Here is a 20,379-nt window from a genome sequence, read left to right on the forward strand (position 1 = left end):
GAGGCGGTTAACCCAGCCCCTATTCTTACCGCGGCGGAGGCACATAAACGAATAGCACCGGACATCCCTTGATTGCCGCCTATACATAAGAGCTTGCCATTATTCCCTTTGTGGGCTGTGGCTTTTCTTTTTGGTAATAGCCTTTTGATGATTTGATGGTCAATGCCCAACGCACTTTCTTCTTCAATCGACTCAAACTCAACGTTTACACCCAAGCCAGAAAAATGCAGCTCACCGACGTAGTCTCTTGCCTGCCCGGAGCATAAACCTTGCTTCACACCAATAAAGGTCACCGTATGATCCGCTTGTATGGCATCTCCGAGCACAGCACCGGTGTCCGCACTTAAACCAGAAGGAATATCGATGGAGATGACTGGACAGTGGATTTGGTTTATCTGATCGATATAACGACGATATTCGTGTCTCACTTCTCCATTTAACCCCGTTCCTAACATGGCGTCTATAATCACATCGGCTTCCAATAACGCGGTGTGCCAATCATCCCAACTGCTGATTTCACCATCAACCGTCTGCCAGTCTTCAAACGCTCTTAAGGCATCGCCTTTTAAGGCTGTAACATTATCGAATTGAAATACTCGTACTTTGAGCTGTGCTTGTTTTGCCAATGTAGCAAAGACATAGCCATCGCCCCCGTTGTTGCCTTTACCACAAACAACCAAGACTGTTCTTGCTCTGGGGTACAAATGAAGAAATCGTTCATATACTGCCATACCTGCGCGTTGCATCAGGCTATACATAGAGACGCCCACCATTTGAGCTGCGATGACCTCTCCTTTTCTGACTTGTTCTGCAGTGTAGAGTTTAAGAGCGAGATTAAAGTCCATTTTGATCTTCTACGTATTGGGGGAACACGATTTAAGTATACAAAAAAGCCGAGGCGAACCTCGGCTTTTACCATGCTTATTTTTTCAAGCTTACTTTTGGTCTTTCACCATCAAGGCTTCTGCGGTCGCATCTTGAATCGACAGGAACAACGAATTGATTTTCCCTGTTGGGGTACGCATTGGATTTAGCGTCACGTTTTGGTACATAAACTCGGCCTGTTGAGTGACAGGACGAACGTTGCGACATCGGAACAAATACGGACGCTGACGCCAAGTAATAAAACTGCGACAACCCAAATCGTAGACAGGTTTCGTCTTAAGCTTAAACCACTCTTGTGGGATTTCAGGGAAAATATCGAAGATAGAGCGGCCAATCGCCTCATGTGATTGTAAACCACTGTGATGAGTCATAAACCCGTTCCACACTTGCACGTTATATTCTTTATCTATAACGACCAAGCCCATATCGACATTCTGCACCATGTCGACCATCCAATGGAATTGTTCAAATTCTGCAGGTAGATTCAGCATTAGAAGTCCTCCATCAAGTACGACAGTTTGTTATCCAGCAACGGTAATGACTCATCCACGAACATAAACAGAAGATCACAACGAATTGAAGTGCCTTCGATGTTGTAGCTCACTTCAAAGGTCATGGTACGACTGAACGCGCCCGTGGTTGATTCGATAATAGAGTCAATCGAGATATGCTGGCCGAGCAAAACTGGAGGACTTTGGAAAAATCGGACTTCAGATTGCTCGCCTAAACCATTCAAGAAAGAACCAACCAGAATGTTGGAGATATCCATCAACAGCTCGAGCTCTTCTAACTCTTCACTGTCTGCTGGCACCTTCATCAGTTTCTTAAGATCAGAAACACTGGAGTCACTCAAGAGTACGAGAGCTTCACCCGCGATCCCTTCACCACAAAAACCTTGGCACACACCAGAGACGTTGTCTTGTGATGCCAAATCACGTAAAGCCATGTGAAGCTCGCTGACTTCGAAGATGTTTACGTTCGGTAATGGAAGTTGAACAAACACATCGAAATGACGTGCTAGGGCATCCGCTGCCCGGCCAATAGAAACGTTCGCCACTTCCATATAAATATCGCGGCGACGTAAAATCGGCAGCTCAAGCGTGATAGGAGTGATCACCTGAGGGCGTTGATCAGGTTCGACAAGCTCTTTTAACGTCGCTTTAAGCTCGTCCTTACCAATCGGCTTTTGAATAAATGCTTTCGCACCGAGAGCAAACACGCGCTCTTTTGCTTTTGGCTGAATATCGCCAGACACAACCACGACGGGCGTTTGAATGCCCAAGCGTTTCATGTTTTCTAATGTTTCAAAACCGTCCATCTCTGGCATGGTGAGGTCGAGAAACATCAGTTTAAATTCTTTTTGCGCTAACTCTTCAAGCGCATTTTTACCATGGATGGCAAATGTCACGTCTGCATTCAATGTTGCTGGCAGTGATCTTGCCATCTGTTTGCGTGCTAACGCAGAATCATCACAGATGAGTACAGGAAAAGACATGCTACCACCTTTAAATATTCAACAATCTGCGCGGGATTCTACCAGATTGTTACTGCTACACAGACTAAGAGTCTTCGTTTTTTGTTTACTGGGTAAGCATACGCAATATGAATAGTTGAGTGAACCAATGAACTAAGAAAAAGTTCGATTCCCTGTACATTTAGTGACATCAGTCAGGAATGATTAAAAGTTCTACAAGGCTTGATACGCAAGGGGTTGCGTTTATAAAGTTGCTGCCATTTAAGATAAACAGAAATAAAAAAGGCACCCTCTTTGGAGTGCCTCAGTCTTTTGCTCACTGATCGCTTTCTATGGCACACCGTGACCTTTTGATGCAACCCAAACTCGGTACCATTGCTCACGAGTTAGCTCAATGCTTAGCGCGTTAACTGCACTATGCACACGCTCGATTTTACCAGAACCAATAATTGGCATCGGCTTAGAAGGCAAGCGACGTACCCAAGCGTAAATCACTTCGTCGATGCTGTTTGCACCCACTTCTTCTCGGATAGCTTCTAGCTCGTTACGAACACGAACCGCTTGCTCCGTATCCCCAGTGAAAATTGAACCGCCACCTAAACATGACCATGCCATTGGACGAACACGATGCGTTTGGAGTAGATCTAGCGTACCATCGTGTGCCACTTCAAAGTTCAGAGGGTTGATTTCCACTTGGTTAGTCACAAGAGGTTTGCTTAAACGAGATTGAAGAAGCTCGAATTGACGAGGCGTGAAGTTAGAAACACCAAAGTGCTTAACTTTACCCACTTTATGTAGCTCAGAGAACGCTTCTGCTACCTCGTCAGCATCCATTAACACGTCTGGACGATGGATAAGAAGAACATCAATCTCATCGACTTTTAGTCGCTCAAGCGAGTTGTTCACGGATTGATAGATGTGTGCAGCGCTGGTGTCGTAGTGGTTGATCTTACGTTCTGGCGTTTTATCACCACACAAATTGATGTCGCACTTCGTCACGATCTGAATTTGCTCACGAACGCTTTTGTCCAGTGCGAGTGCTTCACCAAACAGCGCTTCACATTCGTAGTTACCGTAGATATCAGCGTGATCGACGGTGGTAATGCCTAACTCAATATGTTGCTTTAGGAACGACAAACGCTCTTGCGCTGTCATGCCCCAATCTACCGCACGCCAATAACCTTGTACCAGTTCAGAAAACTCTGGACCGTTTGGTGCAGTCGCTACTTTTGCAACCATGGGTTTATCTCCTTTTCTTAATCTGCTTTCATCCTAGTCTTGTTTTACCGCTCGCTCAACGGGTAAACTTTCGCAATTCGAACTGGAGTACGAAATATGTCTTTTGCCCAACGACTCGCGACATTAATTGGCGAAGAAAGCATCAGTGGTTTTGCGCGACGCGTGGACGTTTCTGAAGCTTTGATTCGCAAATACCTCAAAGGCAGCGAACCCAGCTTAGCCAAAGCGAATCAAATCGCCATGCGAGCCAACTGTTCATTGGAATGGTTAGCCACTGGTTGCGGCTATTTTTACCGTCAAGCGGAAGTCGTGGACATGGGGGCCTATAAACTGGCCTTCCAGCACGTGATGAATGGAACGATATCAGAAGAGGAAGAAGCCAAGCACCGCAAGCTGGTAGCGGGTTATCAGTACCTACGCGCACACAAAAAGTCAGATGGATTTTTGGATGAATCCGCGATGGCGACGTTTCTTGCCCTACATAATGAATCTAAAGGCGAGTGATGGTTAACTCTAGCATCTCACCATCACTCGTTAAATTAGCCTTAACTTTTGGCAACGATGCTTCAAATTCTTGAGCCCGTAGCCAATCGAGTGTTCTAGGTGCGTCTTGAGGATATTGATTCATAAGCAATACGACGTCCCTATCTACCGATTCAGGCGATTGCTGTTGCAGTGCTTCACGTACATCATAATGCTCGTCCCCTATACCAAGCGCACTTACCACAAAACCGTCTTTTCTCAAATTCAGAATAAGATCACTCAACGTTTGCGCGTCATATGCCGCTAAAAACGATAAAGTCATGCTCTGATTTCTTAAGGTTAGCTCACCATAAAGCGCTATATTGTAATAATAAAACTCATCTAAACACATGACCGTCATTTGATTGAAGGCATCACATTCATACCATTCACCACCTTGCTTTATCACTTCTCTTACCTCTGTCAACGGCTTATCGGACAACAATGCCTGCCACCAAAAGCCGTTCGCAAATGAAACATGAGTGTGGAAAAAAACAATGAGTGAAAAGCAAGTGACAGCAGATAAGGAAAGACGCGACATGATTGAGTTTTCTGTTCTTCAGTGAGGTTGAGACTCGAAGATCATTACGGTTTGAAAGAAAAATGACAAGGTCAGAGGTCGAAGTTTGGCAACAAAAAAGCGGACCTTCTAGCCCGCATCAATCTTGTATAAAGCCTGAATAGCGTAATCCCTCACGCTGAGAACCATTACAAAATACAAGATATCACACCTTTCACATTAATCAACACCCCATACTGTATTTTAGACAATACAGAAATTTAGTCGCAGGCATTAAAAAGGCGCACTTTTGCGTGCGCCTCTGCCTCGTGACTCAATCGTGAGTATGCGAATCGGGAAGTCTATTGATGCATCCCGAACAAATAACGAGGAATTTCTGTAGGGTTTGAATCCATCCAAATTGTGTGTAAAACCTCACATCCCTCCTTCTGAAGCAGTCATGTTGCTTTACACTTAAAGCATGGTTCATTTTGCTCAGAAAACAAGGCGACCCAATAAAAAAATGTCGTCATATATGGGATCAATAGCACAATATTTATCAATATTTGGACAAAGGAGACTTGAACCGCTCAATAGTGGAAAGCTAAATTGCATCTTTATTGATTAGGTCTAGACTCTCGTCAGCGTATAATTTCTTTCGTCCCTTCCAACTTTATTTTCAGGAGAATCTGTTAATGACCAAACGCGAGAGAATTGTTAAATCTGTGTTAGCGCACGTACCGAAAGATGCGATTAACCAGTTTGTCTCTCGAGGGTCAACGCCAACATCATTCTCCGTTCTCGTTATGGCTGCAGTCGTTGGCACGTTAGCCGGCCTTGTTGGTACTTATTTTGAAATCGCCGTTCACTTTGTATCAGAGACTCGTACCGAGTGGCTTAAAAGTGAAATTGGCAGCGTGTTACCGCTTTGGCTTGCCGCTATTTTGATCAGTGCAACGCTCGCCTTCATTGGTTACTACCTTGTACACCGCTTTGCCCCAGAAGCCTCCGGCTCAGGCATCCCTGAGATCGAAGGCGCGATGGACAATATTCGCCCCGTGCGTTGGTGGCGAGTCATTCCCGTAAAATTCTTTGGCGGCATGGGTGCTTTAGGCTCAGGTATGGTATTAGGCCGCGAAGGTCCTACCGTGCAGATGGGCGGTGCGGTTGGCCGTATGGTCACTGACATTTTCAGAATTAAGGATGACGATACTCGACACTCGCTTTTAGCATCCGGAGCGGCAGGCGGCTTGGCCGCAGCGTTCAACGCACCGTTGGCTGGTATTATGTTTGTGGTTGAGGAAATGCGTCCTCAATTTCGCTACTCATTAATTTCTATTCGCGCAGTGATCATCTCTGCGATCATGGCGAACATTGTCTTCCGGGCGATTAATGGCCAAGAAGCGGTGATTACCATGCCGCAGTATCAATCACCAGAGCTGCAATCATTATGGTTGTTCTTATTACTGGGTTCGCTCTTTGGCGTGTTCGGAGTGGTCTTCAATAAACTGATCACCATTGCACAAGACAGCTTTGTTGCACTTCACAAGAATGACCGTAAACGCTACTTAATCACGGGGACCATCCTCGGCGGCGTATTTGGCTTATTACTGCTTTACGTACCTCAATTAACCGGCGGCGGTATTGGGTTAATCCCTGATATCACGAATGGCAACTACTCTATCTCTATTTTAGTGATGTTGTTTGTTGGCCGTGTCATCACCACCCTACTTTGTTTTGGTTCTGGCGCGCCTGGTGGTATCTTCGCACCGATGTTGGCGTTGGGTACTTTATTCGGCTATGCGTTTGGGGCAAGTGCAGATATGTTGTTGCCGTCTCTCACTATCGAGCCGGGGGTGTTTGCTATTGCTGGTATGGGTGCGTTGTTTGCAGCAACTGTACGTGCGCCAATCACTGGTATCTTGCTCGTTATCGAGATGACTAATAACTACTATTTGATCCTACCTCTCATTATTACAAGTTTAGGTGCCGTAATTGTGGCTCAATTACTTGGCGGACAACCAATTTACAGCCAGTTACTACATCGTACGCTTAAAAATGACAAGTTACGCCAACAGGACCTACCTGAAAATCAGGGCTAACGTTACATCCCCCAATTGACGGCAAGGTGCTTGGGTATAAAGGCTCCAAATAATCTTTCATATAGAAGATTCATTTGGAGTCAGTAATTTTGCGTTTTTGCAACTCTCGAACTCATTTCGCTACCAAACTCACAAAACTCCCATTCGTTGATATTTACCCAGCACATTTAAGGGTATCGATGCGTGAAACTTGATACTATCTTCGAACAGAAATAGAGCAATTCATCCAAATATCGGATAGTCCTAGGGCAACATCCATTCACTGGATTCATACAATATCAATTCGGAGTAGATTTGAACTGGAAAAGACTTGTGCAGTTTTACAGTGTTCCGCCCTCACAAGCGGCATTAGCACTGGGCATGATCGGACTTGGCCAAGCTTGGGCGCTCTATGTACCAGATATAGGTGAACCTATACGCCCTTTCCTCGCTGCACTAGGCGCGCTTCTTCTCACTCCGGTTCTATTGAAATACGCAACCAGCCCACGTTTGTTTATGGCAGACATCAAGCATCCTCTTAGCGGCAGTTTGATGGCGCCAATGAGCATGGCATTATTGATGCTGTGCGACTATCTCGCTGCCGTCGAACCGATTATTGCTTACCCACTGTGGTTCATGGCCGTTGCGTTGCATTTTACCATGATGGTAATGTTCTTCGGTTTTCAGATAATGAACTTCAAAATGTCGAATATCGTCCCGAGTTGGTTCTTATATCCGGTGGGGTTGATCAGTTCTTCACTTGCTGGGTCTCAGTTTGGTCACAATGTCTTTTCTGAAACCTTGGCAATGATGTGCATTGGCATTTACTTCTTTATGCTGCCATTAGTGTTGTATCGCCTCGTTTTCTTTGGCTCTCTCCCCCGTAGAGCACGTCCAACCCTTGCGATCATGGCAGCTCCGGTGAACTTGTCTTTAGCGGCGTATTTGGTCAACTTTGGCGAGCCAGACCCGATTCTCACAGGCGCATTGGCAGGCATCGCGATCACCATGACCTTGCTGATTTATCTGTGTTACTTCCGTTTATTGCGTCTTAAATTCCAGCCATCTATTGCGGCCGTGACCTTCCCTTCCGTTATTAGTGCTATTGCGATGCATCGCCTCACCACTTTTTTTGCAGAGTCTCACCCCCATTGGCATTGGCTGCACGATTTTGGATTCCTAGAGTTAAGCATTGCCACGGTACTTGTCGTTTGGGTTTCTGCTGGTTATGTAAAAATGTACTGGCCAGAACTGGTAAGAACGCCCTCAAAACAGACATAAAAAAACGACCTCATTGCGAGGTCGTTTTCTTTTGTTCTTTGCAAGCTCATGCTCGATAAACATTACTCAATTCACATTGGCCGATGCATTGAGTTAGCCGATAAACTTGGCCATAAAGTTGCTGATATTGGTCATGCTTGATGCCGCCATAACCACGACAATTGCAACGCCCGTCAGCGTTAAATAGGCTGGGTGTTTGTAGTCACCTACGATGTCTTTTCTACGTGTCGCCACCAGCACCATACCCAATACGATTGGCAGAATAATACTGTTAACAAGGCCAGCCAGCATTAGCAGCAGAATCGGCATGTTCATCGTCACAGTGCCAAGCGATGTGATAATAATAAAACCAACACACCATGCTTTCTCGTTGCGAGCCACAACTGGGAACAGCGTTTTGATAAGGGAAATCGCCATGTAGGAGTTACCCACAACCGAGGTAATCGAAGCAACAAACAGCACCAAACCAAAGATAAAATAACCTACCTCACCTGCACCTTGACGGAACGCGTCTGCGGCTGGGTTTGCAGAATCCAAAGTCGCGCCTGTTGCAATCACACCGAACACTGCCATAAACAACAGGATGCGAATCACCACAGCAATGGAAATACCTGCCCAAGCTGCTGTTTTAATAGCGGGGACGTTCTCTTTACCTTGTAAGCCGATATCAACCAATCGCTGTGCGCCTGTGTAATAGCCACCTACTGCGCCACCAACGATAGTCAGCGTCGGTAATAGCAGGCTGCCAATATCAGTAGGCATTACTGCTGCGCTCAAGGTCTCCCCCCTTGGAGGCAAACTGGTCATCGCAACATACGCAATTAAAATGATCATAAACAAGCCGAGATAGCGTGCCATTTGATCCATGCGTTTAGACGCGTTGTGCACCACAAACAGCAAACAGCAAACAACCTACTACACCTGTAAAGAGAGCGCCCCAAGTCGTATCTACACCCGTTAGTACATTAATACCGAGCGCAGAACCACTTACGTTACCGAAGTTAAATGCAACCGCACCAAGTGCCAGCAGAATACCCACCACGTAGCCCATCCCCGGTGCGACTTTGTTGGCAATATCTTGAATGCGCATACCAGACACACCTACGATACGCCACAGGTTCATCACAATACCAAAAGTGATAAACATGGATGCAAACACAGGGAATGCCATGTCGATTTTGTAGATATTGGTGAAGACCGCTGTTTGGGTTAAAAAGCCAGGTCCAACAGACGTGGTCGCCATTAAAAACGCGACACTAAGAATTGCTTTCTTTTGCCAACTGTTCTCCGATGCTTGAATAGAAGCTGGAGCAGTCGAGTTGATGGTGGTTTGTGTGGTCATGCCAAATCTCAATTTTGTTGCCTTTCTATTATTAGAAAACAGAAAGACAACTGACCGAGATCAGCTGAGCTTGAAGAATCAAATTGGGCAGAACGAAAAGAGAAGTGAAGCCTTCGCAACCGTTTGCTGGGCGCGGATATTAAGTCTATCGCATGTGACTGTCAACACAGAAATCGATAAATGATTTTTGTCGTTTTCATTCTCAAATCATTATTCATTTCAGACAGATACAAAAAAGGATGGCGTTTGCCATCCTCTTAGAATAGTGCTTAGTTACTTAGCGTAAACCGTGCAGAAACTCGGCACGCGTTGCTGGGTTGCTTTTGAAGATGCCACCCAATGCTGTTGTCGTCGTTTCGCTGGTTGCATCCATCACACCGCGAGATTTCACACAGTAGTGTGTTGCGTCAATCGTCACTGCCACATCATCAGACTCAAGCAACGTTTGAAGTGCAACAAGAATCTGCTGTGTCATACGCTCTTGTACTTGTGGACGCTGCGCAAAGAAGCGAACGATACGGTTGATCTTTGATAGGCCAATGATCTTGCCACGTGGAATGTAAGCCACTGCAGCCTTGCCATCAATGGTCACAAGGTGGTGTTCACAAGTACTGGTCACTGTGATGTCCTTCACGCGAACCATCTCGCTCACGTTCATCTTGTTCTCAATCACCGTGATTTTAGGAAAGTTGGAGTAATCCAGACCGGAGAAGATTTCGTCAACGTACATCTTAGCAATGCGGTGTGGGGTTTCTTCTAGGCTATCGTCGGTAAGGTCAAGTTGAAGCAGACCTAAGATCTCACGCATGTGGTGTTCGATCTTCTCTTTCTTCTCTTCACGACTTACGTTGTTTGGACGCATTGGCGTTTCCAAACCGCGTTGCTCTAGCGCTTCTTTTACTAACTTCGCTGACTCGCTAAGACCTGACATTCCACTTCCTCTTTTGTTACTTCCGCTTTCATACAAACCCAATCAAAATTGCATTCATATTTTTCGCTTTGAGCTGCTCAGTTCGTGTCTTTACACTAAGGCACATCAAATGAAGTTACTGAGCTGATTTTATTGACCTCCACAAGGATTTTACCCCTTTTGGATGGCTGACAAGGATACTCGGATTTTTGAATAATTACACCCATATTTTATAGGTGGACATTCTTACTCAGTCCCCTTTTTATGGTAAAGTTGCCACAAAACAAAAGAACACAGGATTTTCTCAATGGGCTGCTGCGACGCACCTGGCTTGATGCCAATTGAAGACGCGATGGACAAAATGCTATCGCGAATCAAACCTATCCAAACAACGCTTTCTCTTCCACTTGCTGAAGCACTCGGTTTTGTACTGGCAGAAGACATCTTGTCACCTATTCACGTACCGCCATTCGATAACTCAGCAATGGATGGCTACGCTATTCGCATTCAAGATCTTGAGTCGTCTTCCGTATTGCCTCTGGCAGGTAAATCATTTGCAGGACAACCTTTTGAAGGTGAATGGCCTCAAGGTACCTGTGTTCGCATCATGACTGGCGCAAAAATCCCACAGGGTTGTGATGCCGTTATCATGCAAGAAAACACAGAAATAACGGATGCTGGCATTCAGTTCAACCAAACTGACGTGAAGCCACAAAACAACATCCGCCCAACAGGTGACGACATCAAGCAAGGCGACATCGTATTGGCAAAAGGTGCGCGTTTAACACCTCGCGATATTCCGATGATTGCGTCTCTTGGTGTTAGCCATATAACAGTAGTACGTAAGCCAAAAGTTGCTTTCTTCTCTACTGGTGATGAACTTAAACCACTGGGCGAACCGCTAGACGAAGGTCAAATCTACGACAGCAACCGCTACGGTATTAAACCGCTTATCGAGAACTTCGGTTGTGAAGCCGTTGATCTTGGTATCATTCCAGACTGCCCAGAGACTCTAAAAGCGACCTTTGAACAAGCGCAAACATTGGCAGATGTGGTCGTGACCTCAGGCGGTGTAAGTGTGGGCGAAGCGGATTACACCAAAGACATTCTTGAAGAACTTGGGGAAATTGGTTTCTGGAAGCTAGCAATCAAGCCGGGTAAACCTTTCGCATTTGGTAAGCTAAGTACAGCTTGGTTCTGTGGTCTGCCGGGCAACCCGGTTTCTGCCGTACTCACCATGTATGTGCTTGTTCAACCAATGCTGGCAAAACTTGCAGGCCATACAGAATGGAAAGCACCCGAGTCTATTCCGGCAACAACCAAAACCGCCTTTAAGAAAGCGCCTGGTCGCACCGATTACCAACGCGGTATCTACACGCTGGAAGATGGCAAGTTTGTGGTTGAAACAACGGGCAACCAAAGCTCTGGCGCATTCCGCTCAATGAGCCTAGCCAACTGTTTTGTTGTGTTGGAACGTGAACGCGGCCGAGTTGAAGTGGGCGAAACGGTTCAGATTCAACTATTCAACTCAACCCTTTACTAGGAAGTCGTTGTGGATATTCTTTCCGATCAGGAAATGCTACGTTACAACCGCCAAATCATTCTTCGTCAGTTTGACTTTGATGGACAAGAAGCACTCAAACAAGCATCGGTACTGATGCTTGGTGCTGGGGGTTTAGGTTGCGCATCAAGCCAATATTTGGCGACTGCTGGTGTCGGTAAAATCACGCTGATTGATGATGACATCGTCGAGCTGTCTAACCTTCAGCGCCAAGTTCTGCACCACGATTCGGATATTGGTCGTAAGAAGGTAGACTCAGCGGCCGATGCACTACGTGAGCTTAACCCGCACATTATCGTAGATACCATTGCAAAACGTCTTGATGATAAAGCGTTAAAGAGCCGGATTAAGCAGCACACTATTGTTGTCGATGCATCAGATAACGTCGAGACGCGTAATCAACTTAATCGCCTATGTTTTGCTACCAAAACACCGCTAATTTCAGGCGCGGCCATTCGTATGGAAGGCCAAGTGAGTGTGTTTACTTACGATGATCCAGCACAACCATGTTACCAGTGCTTAAGTGCCCTCTTCGGCAGCGGTGCGTTAAGTTGTGTCGAAGCCGGAGTCATGGCTCCTGTTGTTGGTATTGTTGGCGCAGTACAAGCGATGGAGGCGCTCAAAGTGATTGCTGATTACGGCCAACCAAAGAAAGGCAAAATTCTGATTTTGGACGCGCTCAGCATGTCTTGGCGAGAAATGAATCTGATGAAAATGCCGAGCTGCCCTGTATGTAGCTAAACCATTCAATACAACATTGATTAGCCCGCTCATTGCGGGTTAATTTTTATCGCCCTAAAACGAAAAAGCCGCCCGAGGAAGGGCGGAAAAGTCAGCGTAGGCACTGAACAAAAGGAGCGTTAAGGATTAAATTTGACTACGTTAAGCTCACCTCATTCATTGGGCTGCTTTCATATTCATTTCGTAGGTCTATCCCAGTCCGATATTCAACAATGTCTTCTATTGTCAAAACTGGCATCTCATGACGTTTTGCAAAAGCAATGGTTTCAGGAAGCTTTGCCATAGTGCCGTCTGAGTTGGTCAGTTCGCATAGCACACCGGATGGAACAAGGTTAGCAAGATACATTAAGTCAATCGTCCCTTCAGTATGGCCTCGACGAGTCAATACACCATTGGTTTTGGCAACCAAAGGAAACACGTGCCCTGGCCTTGCAAGATCATCTGGTTGAGCGTCAAAGTAGATCGCTGTTTTTACCGTTGTCACACGGTCTTTTGCTGATACACCGGTTGTCACACCTTGTTTCGCCTCAATAGACACCGTAAAAGCTGTTTGGTTTTTACTTCGGTTATCTTCGACCATAGGAGGCAATTCCAGCCAGTTCGCTCGTTCTTGAGTTAAGCATAGACACACAATACCACTGCACTCTCTTATCATTAACGCCATTTGTTGATCAGTAAGGTGCTGCGCTGAAAAAATCAGGTCACCTTCGTTTTCTCGGTTCTCATCATCCATTAACAAAACACCGTTTCCATTTTTCAATGCCTCAATCGCCCTTTCGACTCTTTGCAGCGGATTACCAAACTCTTCTAAAAGTGATGTAGAACTCATGATTTCTTCTCCTTGAAACTTGTTATAAGTAAGCGAATGCGTCAGCGTAAAGTTGGTCGAGTTCCGCGCCTCTTTCCTTACAAAACCAATTTCGAGCGACTTCCACCATCTTCCCAGGACCACATAAGTAGATATCGAACTCAGATAGATTGCGAAAATCATTCATCACGCAATCGAGCACTTGTCCATGCTTTGCATATTGAGGTGAATTTGAAACTTCAGTAATAGGGACATAGCTGACATTTTTGTTTTCTAGCGCAATATCAACGAGCTCATCATGCACGTAGAGATTGTCCATGTCCTTTGCTCCCCAATAGACATAGATCGGTTGGGTAAACCCGCGCTGCAGACTGTTTCTTAAAATGCTCAGCGTGTATGACATGCCCGTCCCACCAGCCACAAGTAACAGTGGTTTTACACTTTGGCTTCGCAGCCAAGCTTCGCCTCTTGCTTCACTCACTTCTAACTTTTTACCGCTGAACCAAGCATTAGTCAGCTCTTCCATCACGAGAATATTTTTATTGCGCAGTTCTGAGCCTCCAATATGAAGTTCCAGAAACCCACCTTCAGACGGGCAAGAGGCGATAGAAAACGGTAGGCTGCCGAAGCTTAAGCTGACGTTAATGTATTGGCCTGCTTTAAAATCAAAAGGTTGGTCTGGTTTTAAAACCACACGGAAGATACAGCTAGTCAGTGGTTCTATCTTTTCTATCGTACATAACATGACATTTATTCCTTCCCGTCCTTCACTGTAATGGCTTGAGACAGGCTAAGTGCGCATCCCTTTAGCCCTCTCGTATTAACTCGTCTGACGATCTCAACCGTTGTGCCAGGCCTGTCACCCTGCTCTTCTCTCACAATTCCGATATCATCAGTGACCAAAAAACAAGGGTAGCTCACCGCTGATGCATCCATATAACTCATTAGGCCCGGCTCTCCATTAGGCACGGGTTTGAGCGTAATAGGGTTCAACGCTCTAGCGAACACCCAAGGAGGCACTCTCTTTTTATGTTCGTTGTCTTCAAAAAAGCAGGTATTTAGCTCCACTTGGTTGAAGGTATCTCGGATCTGCTGCGCGCTATCTAAGCCAAAAGTGTCTAGCAGAAGCTGATTAAAGGCCTCTCGGTCGAGTGATTGGTCTTGGTGCTTCTTCCAGCCCCCACCGGTAATAATATAGAGCTCACTGCCACCATTGAAATCCTGCCCTTGTTCACGCATGAAGTGGCAAAGCAAGTAGATAAAATAAGGAGGACCAATAAGACAGATTGTCTTACCCTTTTCTTTAATCCGCGCCATATTTGCTAACGTGGCTTCGAAATCGATTTCATCTTCGCTCATCGTAAAAGCCGTCGGATAGAGCAGCTCCACCAAGCTCATCACGTATTTAAACCAAATATTATTGGCGTTAAAACGGTCAGGGCCTAAGTTGACCAGTTCCATTTGATGATCGAACCAGTCACCGACATAGTTCATACCGAAATTGACCGAACCAAGCAGGCGCTCTATGCTCAGTCGGTCTCTAGCAACCACACTTTTTATTCCACTGGTACCACTGCTTGTGAATCGATTTTCAACGTCAGTGTCATCAATCGTAAGCAACGTTCTTAGTTTAAAAATTGAAGTTGGGAAAACGGGAATATCATTAAGGTCAGAGATATCGCTTGTCACGCCTAATGATTGACAAAAATGGCGATATTCCTCGTTATTCTGGTAATGATGTCGGTACGCCTCTGTGACGAGGCGAGAAGTCAATTGCTTTTGTTGCTGCAAAGACCACTGCTGCGGTGTACCCATAAAAATCAAGTCATCGATTTCTGTGCTTGCCGCGATATTTTCCTGCTTGACCGCTAAAAGTACGTCCATATAAATGCCTATATAAATAAGCGCGATTGCGCATAGAGATGGAGAAAGGGGCGTCAATGTAGCCCCTTTATGCGTTGGTATGATCTTAAGCGTGGTATTTCACTATATTGGCATTCACAACATCGATGACCGCTCTTTGCTGCGTCTTATCTGCGATTGACTCAAATGACATCAATACATCAGAAGCACCACAGCATTCGATTGCGATACGTGCTGCTTGTGTACTTTCTTCATAAGTACCAATTGCATTTTCAGACAACAATTCGGACATTTTTGTGGAGAAGTCACTATTTGGGTAAGATTCGCGAACATACTCTGCTAAGTACTCATGCGTTTCTGCTCTTGCTTTGTCACCATCAGGATTCTGGTTGACTAAAAGAGTCAGCTTATGACGTACGCTCGCAATATCTACACCGTGTTCGTTTGCAATATCGTTGTAAAGCATCGCGTATTCTTGGCGTAGTGCATTGGAGTCATCCCACTTAAACACAAGGGCGAGACCTCGCTTCGCTGCCCATTCAACCACTTCTTTACTTGTGGCATTCACAAACTGAGCGGGACCGCCTTCGGTATAAGCATGCGGATTTACAGAAATTTTTGGAAAACTGAAAAAATCGTTGTCTGGGTGGCAATAACCCGTTGAAAAAGCATCATTGATGATTTCATAACATGCTTCAAACACCTTAAATTGCGCATCGGTCGGACGATTGAAGAAACGCATATCAGTACTTTTTTCGCAATCACTAAATCCAAAAACAAAGCGCCCTTCACTCATTTGATCAAGCAAGCAAGCCTCTTCGGCAACGCGAACAGGATGATGAGTGGTGATGACATGATTCAAAGAAGCGACTTTGAGATGTTGAGTCATACCAAGTAAAAAACCCGCAACCGTCAACGGTGCCCCAACGGCTCCATAGTTCGAAAAATGATTTTCATACACAGCAACAGTATCAAAGCTAAGTTGGTCGGCGTAATGAGCGGTATCTAACATCTCTTCAATGACTTGGTCTGAAGAGCGTTTTGAGTTCAAAAAATTGAGGAAGAATAATCCAAATTTCATGTCCCTTTCCTTATCGAAAATAATTATTACTGTTTCTCTTTGAGGTATGGCATCACATCAGATTGAAAGAGCTTCATAGATGCGATGATTTCTTCTTCTGAACCGTTAGCTTCAAAGCCGCAGCAAATGTTGTTGATGCCCGTAGCATCAATATCCTGCTGGATAATTGCGATGCATTCTTCAGGTGTGCCTACTGGATTGATTTCGTAGCTGTAATCAATACGACGATTCGTGTCTTTATGACCTTTCAAAACAAAATCGCGCCATTGGCCTTTGTTAAAGTCGTACCCTTTGGTCTGATTGGAGTCGTCAAAAATGGTGGTGGCATTCACATAAGAGTCATACCAATGGCCAAGGAAGTTTCGGCAAATGTCTTTGGCTTTCTCTGAGTCATGATCAACCGAAGTAATGTAAGACAGGCAGTGGTCAATTTGGGTAACATCGTAGCCATGCTCCGCCGCGATTTCATTGTAAAGATCGAGCTGGGCTTTCTTTTCATGCGTGTTGATGATCCAACTTAAAATCATCGGTAGACCGCGTTGTGCTGCCCATTCCGTTGTCGATGCTGACTCTGCTACCACATAAACTGGAGCTCCGCCTTTAGTATGTGCTGCTGGATTCAGTTGGACTCTGGGAAACTTGATATGCTCGTTGTCTGCCGCCATGTAGCCTTCGTTAAAACCTTCCTTCATCAAGTCATACCAACAATCCATCAACGCACGGCTGTTATCCATGTCAGTACCAAATACACGAAAGTCTTTATCGTACAACCCGCGACAAATACCAAAGCGGAATCGCCCTTTCGACATTTGATCAAGCAAGTTCACGTCTTCAGCTTGTCGAACAGGATGTGCCGTTGGTAATACAATCGCAGCGGTACCAACATTAAGGTTTTGAGTCGCACCAAGTAAGTGCGCGGCAGCCACATATGGGTTACCTAATAACCCGAACTCGGTAAAATGATGCTCTAGTAGCCAAACGGTATCGAAACCACAACCTTCAGAGGCTTTGCCAAGATTAACCAATCGCTTCATCACTTCTGTCTGATCTAACTCAGGTGGTTGGTAAGTGAGAAGGAAATTTCCAAATTTCATAACGTTTCCTTATTTATTGGTGTTACGGGTAAGCGTTAAGCCATTTCTGGCGAGCGACTTTCGATTTCTGCTTTTAGACGGCGCTCATTGACCGTCGCGATGGTGAGCTGCTCGAAGTCAGGCTCGACAAAATCAACATCGATTTCTAAACGACCGCCATCCATCGCGATCGCGGCTTTCGTCACGGATTGATAAAAGTTGCGGAGGACGACTAAGTTCTCACCTAAGTCGTGGGAGCTCCCAAGCAGGGAGTACAGTTTGCAATTGCCACTACTGATCTTTCCGAGCATACCGTACACTTCCTCTTGCTCTACCCAATCATCGTTGTTGGCAGTAAAAGCAATTAACGGAACGGACGTATTGGCCACCTTGGCAAGCGTAGATTCCAATGTATCCCAGTGATGTTCAAAACAATCTCGAACAAACACTTCAGAGCCAAGTTTGTGCCCTTCGAAATCAAGATCGTTTGGCAGCTCATCGATAGGTAAGCTGAGATAATCAAACCCAAGTGCTTTTTCCAGCGTGTCACGCAGATTAACGACACCAACAGCAGTAATGAGGAAAGACAGTTCAAGATCAGCAATGACCTCATACGCCACACGAGCTGACAAACTTGCCGCAATGAGGCCGATGTTCGACATGCCCTTTTGTTGCAGCCAGTGATAGACCGTGCATAAACTGTTTTTTCCGGTGGTCATCGTAAACTCATCGATGGTACCTGAACTCAAACCGACATGGTGAAGTGAGTCATAACGGAAAACATGGAACCCATTTTCAGACAAGTATTCAGCGAGACCTGCGAAATGATCCATTCTTCTGGCAAACCCAGAAGCAATAAGAATGGTATTATTTTTTTGGGGCACACTTTCATTCGGTAGTGTTTCCCAGACATGAATTTCCTGACCACAATTCACGCTCAGCACGTGAGAAATAGTCTTGCATTGGTTTTTCATTATAAATTTCCTTATTTAAGGGACGAAAACCAAGAACTTATCTTCTTCAAGAAATCGGGTTTGCTCTATTTCTACAGATACATCCTTGGTGGTGAAACTATATGGCCTTTCATGAGACACAAATCGAACTAAACGTTGTAGTGGTCGCATCGCATCATGTGCGCCGCCTGCTCTAAATATATTGTTCATTCCGGATTCAACTATTCGCTCAACACCTTTTTGAGCAAATATATCTCGGTATTTAATTGATGCATCCCAAGGGTAAAAAGAAATTGTTTGAGTTTTATGCTTAGCGATATAATCAACAACATCTTCAACCTTGTTTATTTTGTGAATATAAACACAACGACTTAAAGGATGGTTATATTCAACACCAGCTTCTGATTCTATAATCATCCACTTATTATCTGGTTCTGATATAACATTGAGACCTGAGAATTGACACTCTAGCCGAGTAAAGGAAAATAAAGCCTCTTCATCAAAGCTTTGCTTGGACTTAGGGAGTATATTTTCATAAAGACATAGTTTTTCTACTAACTTATCTTTAAAAGCTTCGTAGTTATTCCCACAAAAATATATATTTTGAGTAGAGAAGCAAGCATTTTGGTCATAAAAGCAAATATCATGAGCGACGCCGGAAGCGGCCTCATCTAAGTTGGTCGGCTCATCTAAAATGGTAAAACTTTTTTTAGGACCAAACTTCAAAACATCAATGTGTGAAGGCGAATGCTTAACGGCCCAATCAATTGCATCCTGCCCGCCCCAAGCAACAACTGCATCCATATGACTAATTAGCTCTTCCGCAATTGTCGTATCTGCCTTATGGGGCCAATAGACGACGGAGAGTGACTTGGAAATCGGGTGTTCTGGGTTCACATCAATGAAGCTCATTGCTAGCGCATGGGCAGTAAACGGATCAGAAGCCGACATTCGAACGATACATTGATTCTTGGTCAAGATGCCGCGCAATATCGATGTCACACCAGAGAGAGGGACATTACCCGCAAGCAAATGCATGACTCGTCCTTTCGGAAAGGCTTTTACATAGCACTCTCCTTGAGGCAACCATTCATCCTGAATATGAGCAGACCCAAGTTCTGTATTAATAATGTCGTACAAGGCACTTTTAGAGCAGAGAATCATCGCGATCCAATTTGCCTCTAACTTCGCCATTTGTGGTGAGTAACCTAAATAAGTAATTAGAGTCCTAATATATGCCCTTCTTCTTGAATATTCTTCATTCTTCCAACGTTGACCTACTGTATAAAGAAAATTGATAATATTATTTACATTTAGATCACTCAAAAAGTCATAATGAAGTATTTGTGACAAAATTTCATGGTTCAGAGAATCTATCTTTACTTTTTTTTCTTCAAAAGTGATCTCATAACCTTTTCCTTCAGTAGAAACTATTTGACCATTTATAATCAATGGCAAGTGTTTTTCCATATCAAAAGCTCTCCTTCTAATTTGGAAAAACATTAGTTCTTAGAATTTGAGATTGAAAGAAATTTCATGTCAAAATACAAATAATATTACATCAATCAAACTAATTAGGTTTTATATAAACTGATGGCATTATAGTTTATATTGATTATAGTTATTCATAACATTTAAATAGGTTATAAATTTCAGTTATTTCTATTGTTAGACTCATCAAATGTTTGATAGTGATAACCATTAACTTATGCATAAATACAACATACTTTAATTAGAACCTTTTCTTGTAAGGCAATCTAAGCCAAGTTAGCTCAGGCGCTTAAACAAAAGCACATATGGAAAATATGCAAAACAATGCATAATCTATAAAATTAGTCACACCATATACACCACAAAGACCATGTATTAAAAAGGGGTTTAGGTGGTAAGTTTGTTCAAAATTACCCCGCCCCGCATTAAAACCTAAACTTAAGCATCGCTACATTTAACGATTGCCCTAGAGTGGTTTTAAATTTTCAGAAATCGACATCAATTAAATTTTCATTTTGACTTTCAGATTAGAAATTGCAGAAAGAGGAAAACTTAATTCTTATGTATCAACAACT

General features: G+C 44.4%; 18 protein-coding genes and 1 pseudogene. 5 read left to right on the forward strand and 14 right to left on the reverse strand.

The window, feature by feature from the left end; genetic code table 11:
• The 4 genes from VJL_RS02215 to VJL_RS02230 form a co-directional block, all read right to left on the reverse strand.
• The coding region (locus VJL_RS02215; RefSeq protein WP_038875324.1) for an NAD(P)H-hydrate epimerase at positions 1–845 on the reverse strand (845 nt) is incomplete at its 3' end.
• Between the two features lie 90 nt (positions 846–935).
• Positions 936–1,376, reverse strand: coding sequence for a PAS domain-containing protein (locus VJL_RS02220; protein ID WP_038875327.1), 441 nt, complete (start codon positions 1,374–1,376; stop codon positions 936–938).
• Positions 1,376–2,380 (reverse strand): response regulator, encoded by a 1,005-nt coding sequence (locus VJL_RS02225; RefSeq protein ID WP_038875330.1) that lies wholly within the window; start codon positions 2,378–2,380, stop codon positions 1,376–1,378. Before VJL_RS02225 ends, VJL_RS02220 begins: the two co-directional genes overlap by 1 nt.
• 309 nt (positions 2,381–2,689) lie before the next feature.
• A complete protein-coding gene (locus VJL_RS02230) occupies positions 2,690–3,598 on the reverse strand; it encodes an aldo/keto reductase (RefSeq protein WP_038875334.1) in 909 nt (302 codons plus the stop codon).
• 96 nt (positions 3,599–3,694) lie between these two features.
• Between VJL_RS02230 and VJL_RS02235 the strand changes: the two genes are divergently transcribed.
• Positions 3,695–4,102 (forward strand): helix-turn-helix domain-containing protein, encoded by a 408-nt coding sequence (locus VJL_RS02235; protein WP_038875337.1) that lies wholly within the window; start codon positions 3,695–3,697, stop codon positions 4,100–4,102.
• Here the strand turns inward: VJL_RS02235 and VJL_RS02240 are convergent.
• Positions 4,089–4,529 carry a hypothetical protein gene (locus VJL_RS02240; protein ID WP_146067534.1) on the reverse strand — a complete coding sequence of 147 codons (441 nt, stop codon included), beginning with the start codon at positions 4,527–4,529 and terminating at the stop codon, positions 4,089–4,091. The two genes, VJL_RS02235 and VJL_RS02240, sit on opposite strands and share 14 nt — an antisense overlap.
• A 785-nt stretch (positions 4,530–5,314) precedes the next feature.
• Here VJL_RS02240 and clcA point away from each other — a divergent pair.
• Positions 5,315–6,721 (forward strand): H(+)/Cl(-) exchange transporter ClcA, encoded by a 1,407-nt coding sequence (clcA, locus tag VJL_RS02245; RefSeq protein WP_038875343.1) that lies wholly within the window; start codon positions 5,315–5,317, stop codon positions 6,719–6,721.
• 294 nt (positions 6,722–7,015) lie between these two features.
• Positions 7,016–7,981 carry a TDT family transporter gene (locus VJL_RS02250; RefSeq protein WP_152436610.1) on the forward strand — a complete coding sequence of 322 codons (966 nt, stop codon included), beginning with the start codon at positions 7,016–7,018 and terminating at the stop codon, positions 7,979–7,981.
• A 93-nt stretch (positions 7,982–8,074) separates the two neighbouring features.
• Here VJL_RS02250 and VJL_RS02255 read toward each other — a convergent pair.
• Together VJL_RS02255 and folE are read right to left on the reverse strand one after the other, a co-directional pair.
• Positions 8,075–9,323, reverse strand: a pseudogene (locus VJL_RS02255) (NRAMP family divalent metal transporter).
• A gap of 277 nt (positions 9,324–9,600) precedes the next feature.
• Positions 9,601–10,254, reverse strand: a complete 654-nt coding sequence (gene folE / locus VJL_RS02265; protein ID WP_005373478.1) for a GTP cyclohydrolase I FolE — start codon at positions 10,252–10,254, stop codon at positions 9,601–9,603.
• Positions 10,255–10,540: 286 nt separating this feature from the next.
• On the opposite strand from folE, the gene moeA reads away from it, so the two are divergent.
• On the forward strand, positions 10,541–11,776 hold the full coding sequence (gene moeA / locus VJL_RS02270; protein WP_038875352.1) for a molybdopterin molybdotransferase MoeA: 1,236 nt from the start codon (positions 10,541–10,543) through the stop codon (positions 11,774–11,776).
• Between the two features lie 9 nt (positions 11,777–11,785).
• Positions 11,786–12,535: a molybdopterin-synthase adenylyltransferase MoeB gene (gene moeB, locus VJL_RS02275; RefSeq protein WP_038875355.1), complete on the forward strand. Its 750-nt coding sequence runs from the start codon at positions 11,786–11,788 to the stop codon at positions 12,533–12,535.
• A gap of 136 nt (positions 12,536–12,671) precedes the next feature.
• On the opposite strand, the gene ribB is transcribed toward moeB, so the two are convergent.
• The 7 genes from ribB to luxC form a co-directional block, all read right to left on the reverse strand.
• Positions 12,672–13,364, reverse strand: a complete 693-nt coding sequence (gene ribB / locus VJL_RS02280) for a 3,4-dihydroxy-2-butanone-4-phosphate synthase (protein WP_038875358.1) — start codon at positions 13,362–13,364, stop codon at positions 12,672–12,674.
• Positions 13,365–13,386: 22 nt separating this feature from the next.
• Positions 13,387–14,088 (reverse strand): flavin mononucleotide reductase LuxG, encoded by a 702-nt coding sequence (gene luxG / locus VJL_RS02285; RefSeq protein WP_038873089.1) that lies wholly within the window; start codon positions 14,086–14,088, stop codon positions 13,387–13,389.
• Between the two features lie 5 nt (positions 14,089–14,093).
• Positions 14,094–15,227 carry a long-chain-fatty-acid--protein ligase LuxE gene (gene luxE, locus VJL_RS02290; protein WP_038875360.1) on the reverse strand — a complete coding sequence of 378 codons (1,134 nt, stop codon included), beginning with the start codon at positions 15,225–15,227 and terminating at the stop codon, positions 14,094–14,096.
• Between the two features lie 85 nt (positions 15,228–15,312).
• Entirely contained in the window at positions 15,313–16,287 is a 975-nt protein-coding gene (luxB, locus tag VJL_RS02295; RefSeq protein ID WP_038875363.1) for a luciferase subunit beta, read from the reverse strand.
• 26 nt (positions 16,288–16,313) lie between these two features.
• A complete protein-coding gene (gene luxA / locus VJL_RS02300; protein ID WP_038873080.1) occupies positions 16,314–17,381 on the reverse strand; it encodes a luciferase subunit alpha in 1,068 nt (355 codons plus the stop codon).
• Positions 17,382–17,416: 35 nt separating this feature from the next.
• Positions 17,417–18,334 carry an acyl transferase gene (locus VJL_RS02305; RefSeq protein WP_038875365.1) on the reverse strand — a complete coding sequence of 306 codons (918 nt, stop codon included), beginning with the start codon at positions 18,332–18,334 and terminating at the stop codon, positions 17,417–17,419.
• A gap of 15 nt (positions 18,335–18,349) precedes the next feature.
• Positions 18,350–19,783 (reverse strand): long-chain-fatty-acyl-CoA reductase LuxC, encoded by a 1,434-nt coding sequence (luxC, locus tag VJL_RS02310; RefSeq protein WP_038875368.1) that lies wholly within the window; start codon positions 19,781–19,783, stop codon positions 18,350–18,352.
• Positions 19,784–20,379: the final 596 nt, after the last annotated feature.

The organism is Vibrio jasicida CAIM 1864 = LMG 25398 (genome assembly GCF_000400365.1).
GTDB lineage: Bacteria > Pseudomonadota > Gammaproteobacteria > Enterobacterales > Vibrionaceae > Vibrio > Vibrio jasicida.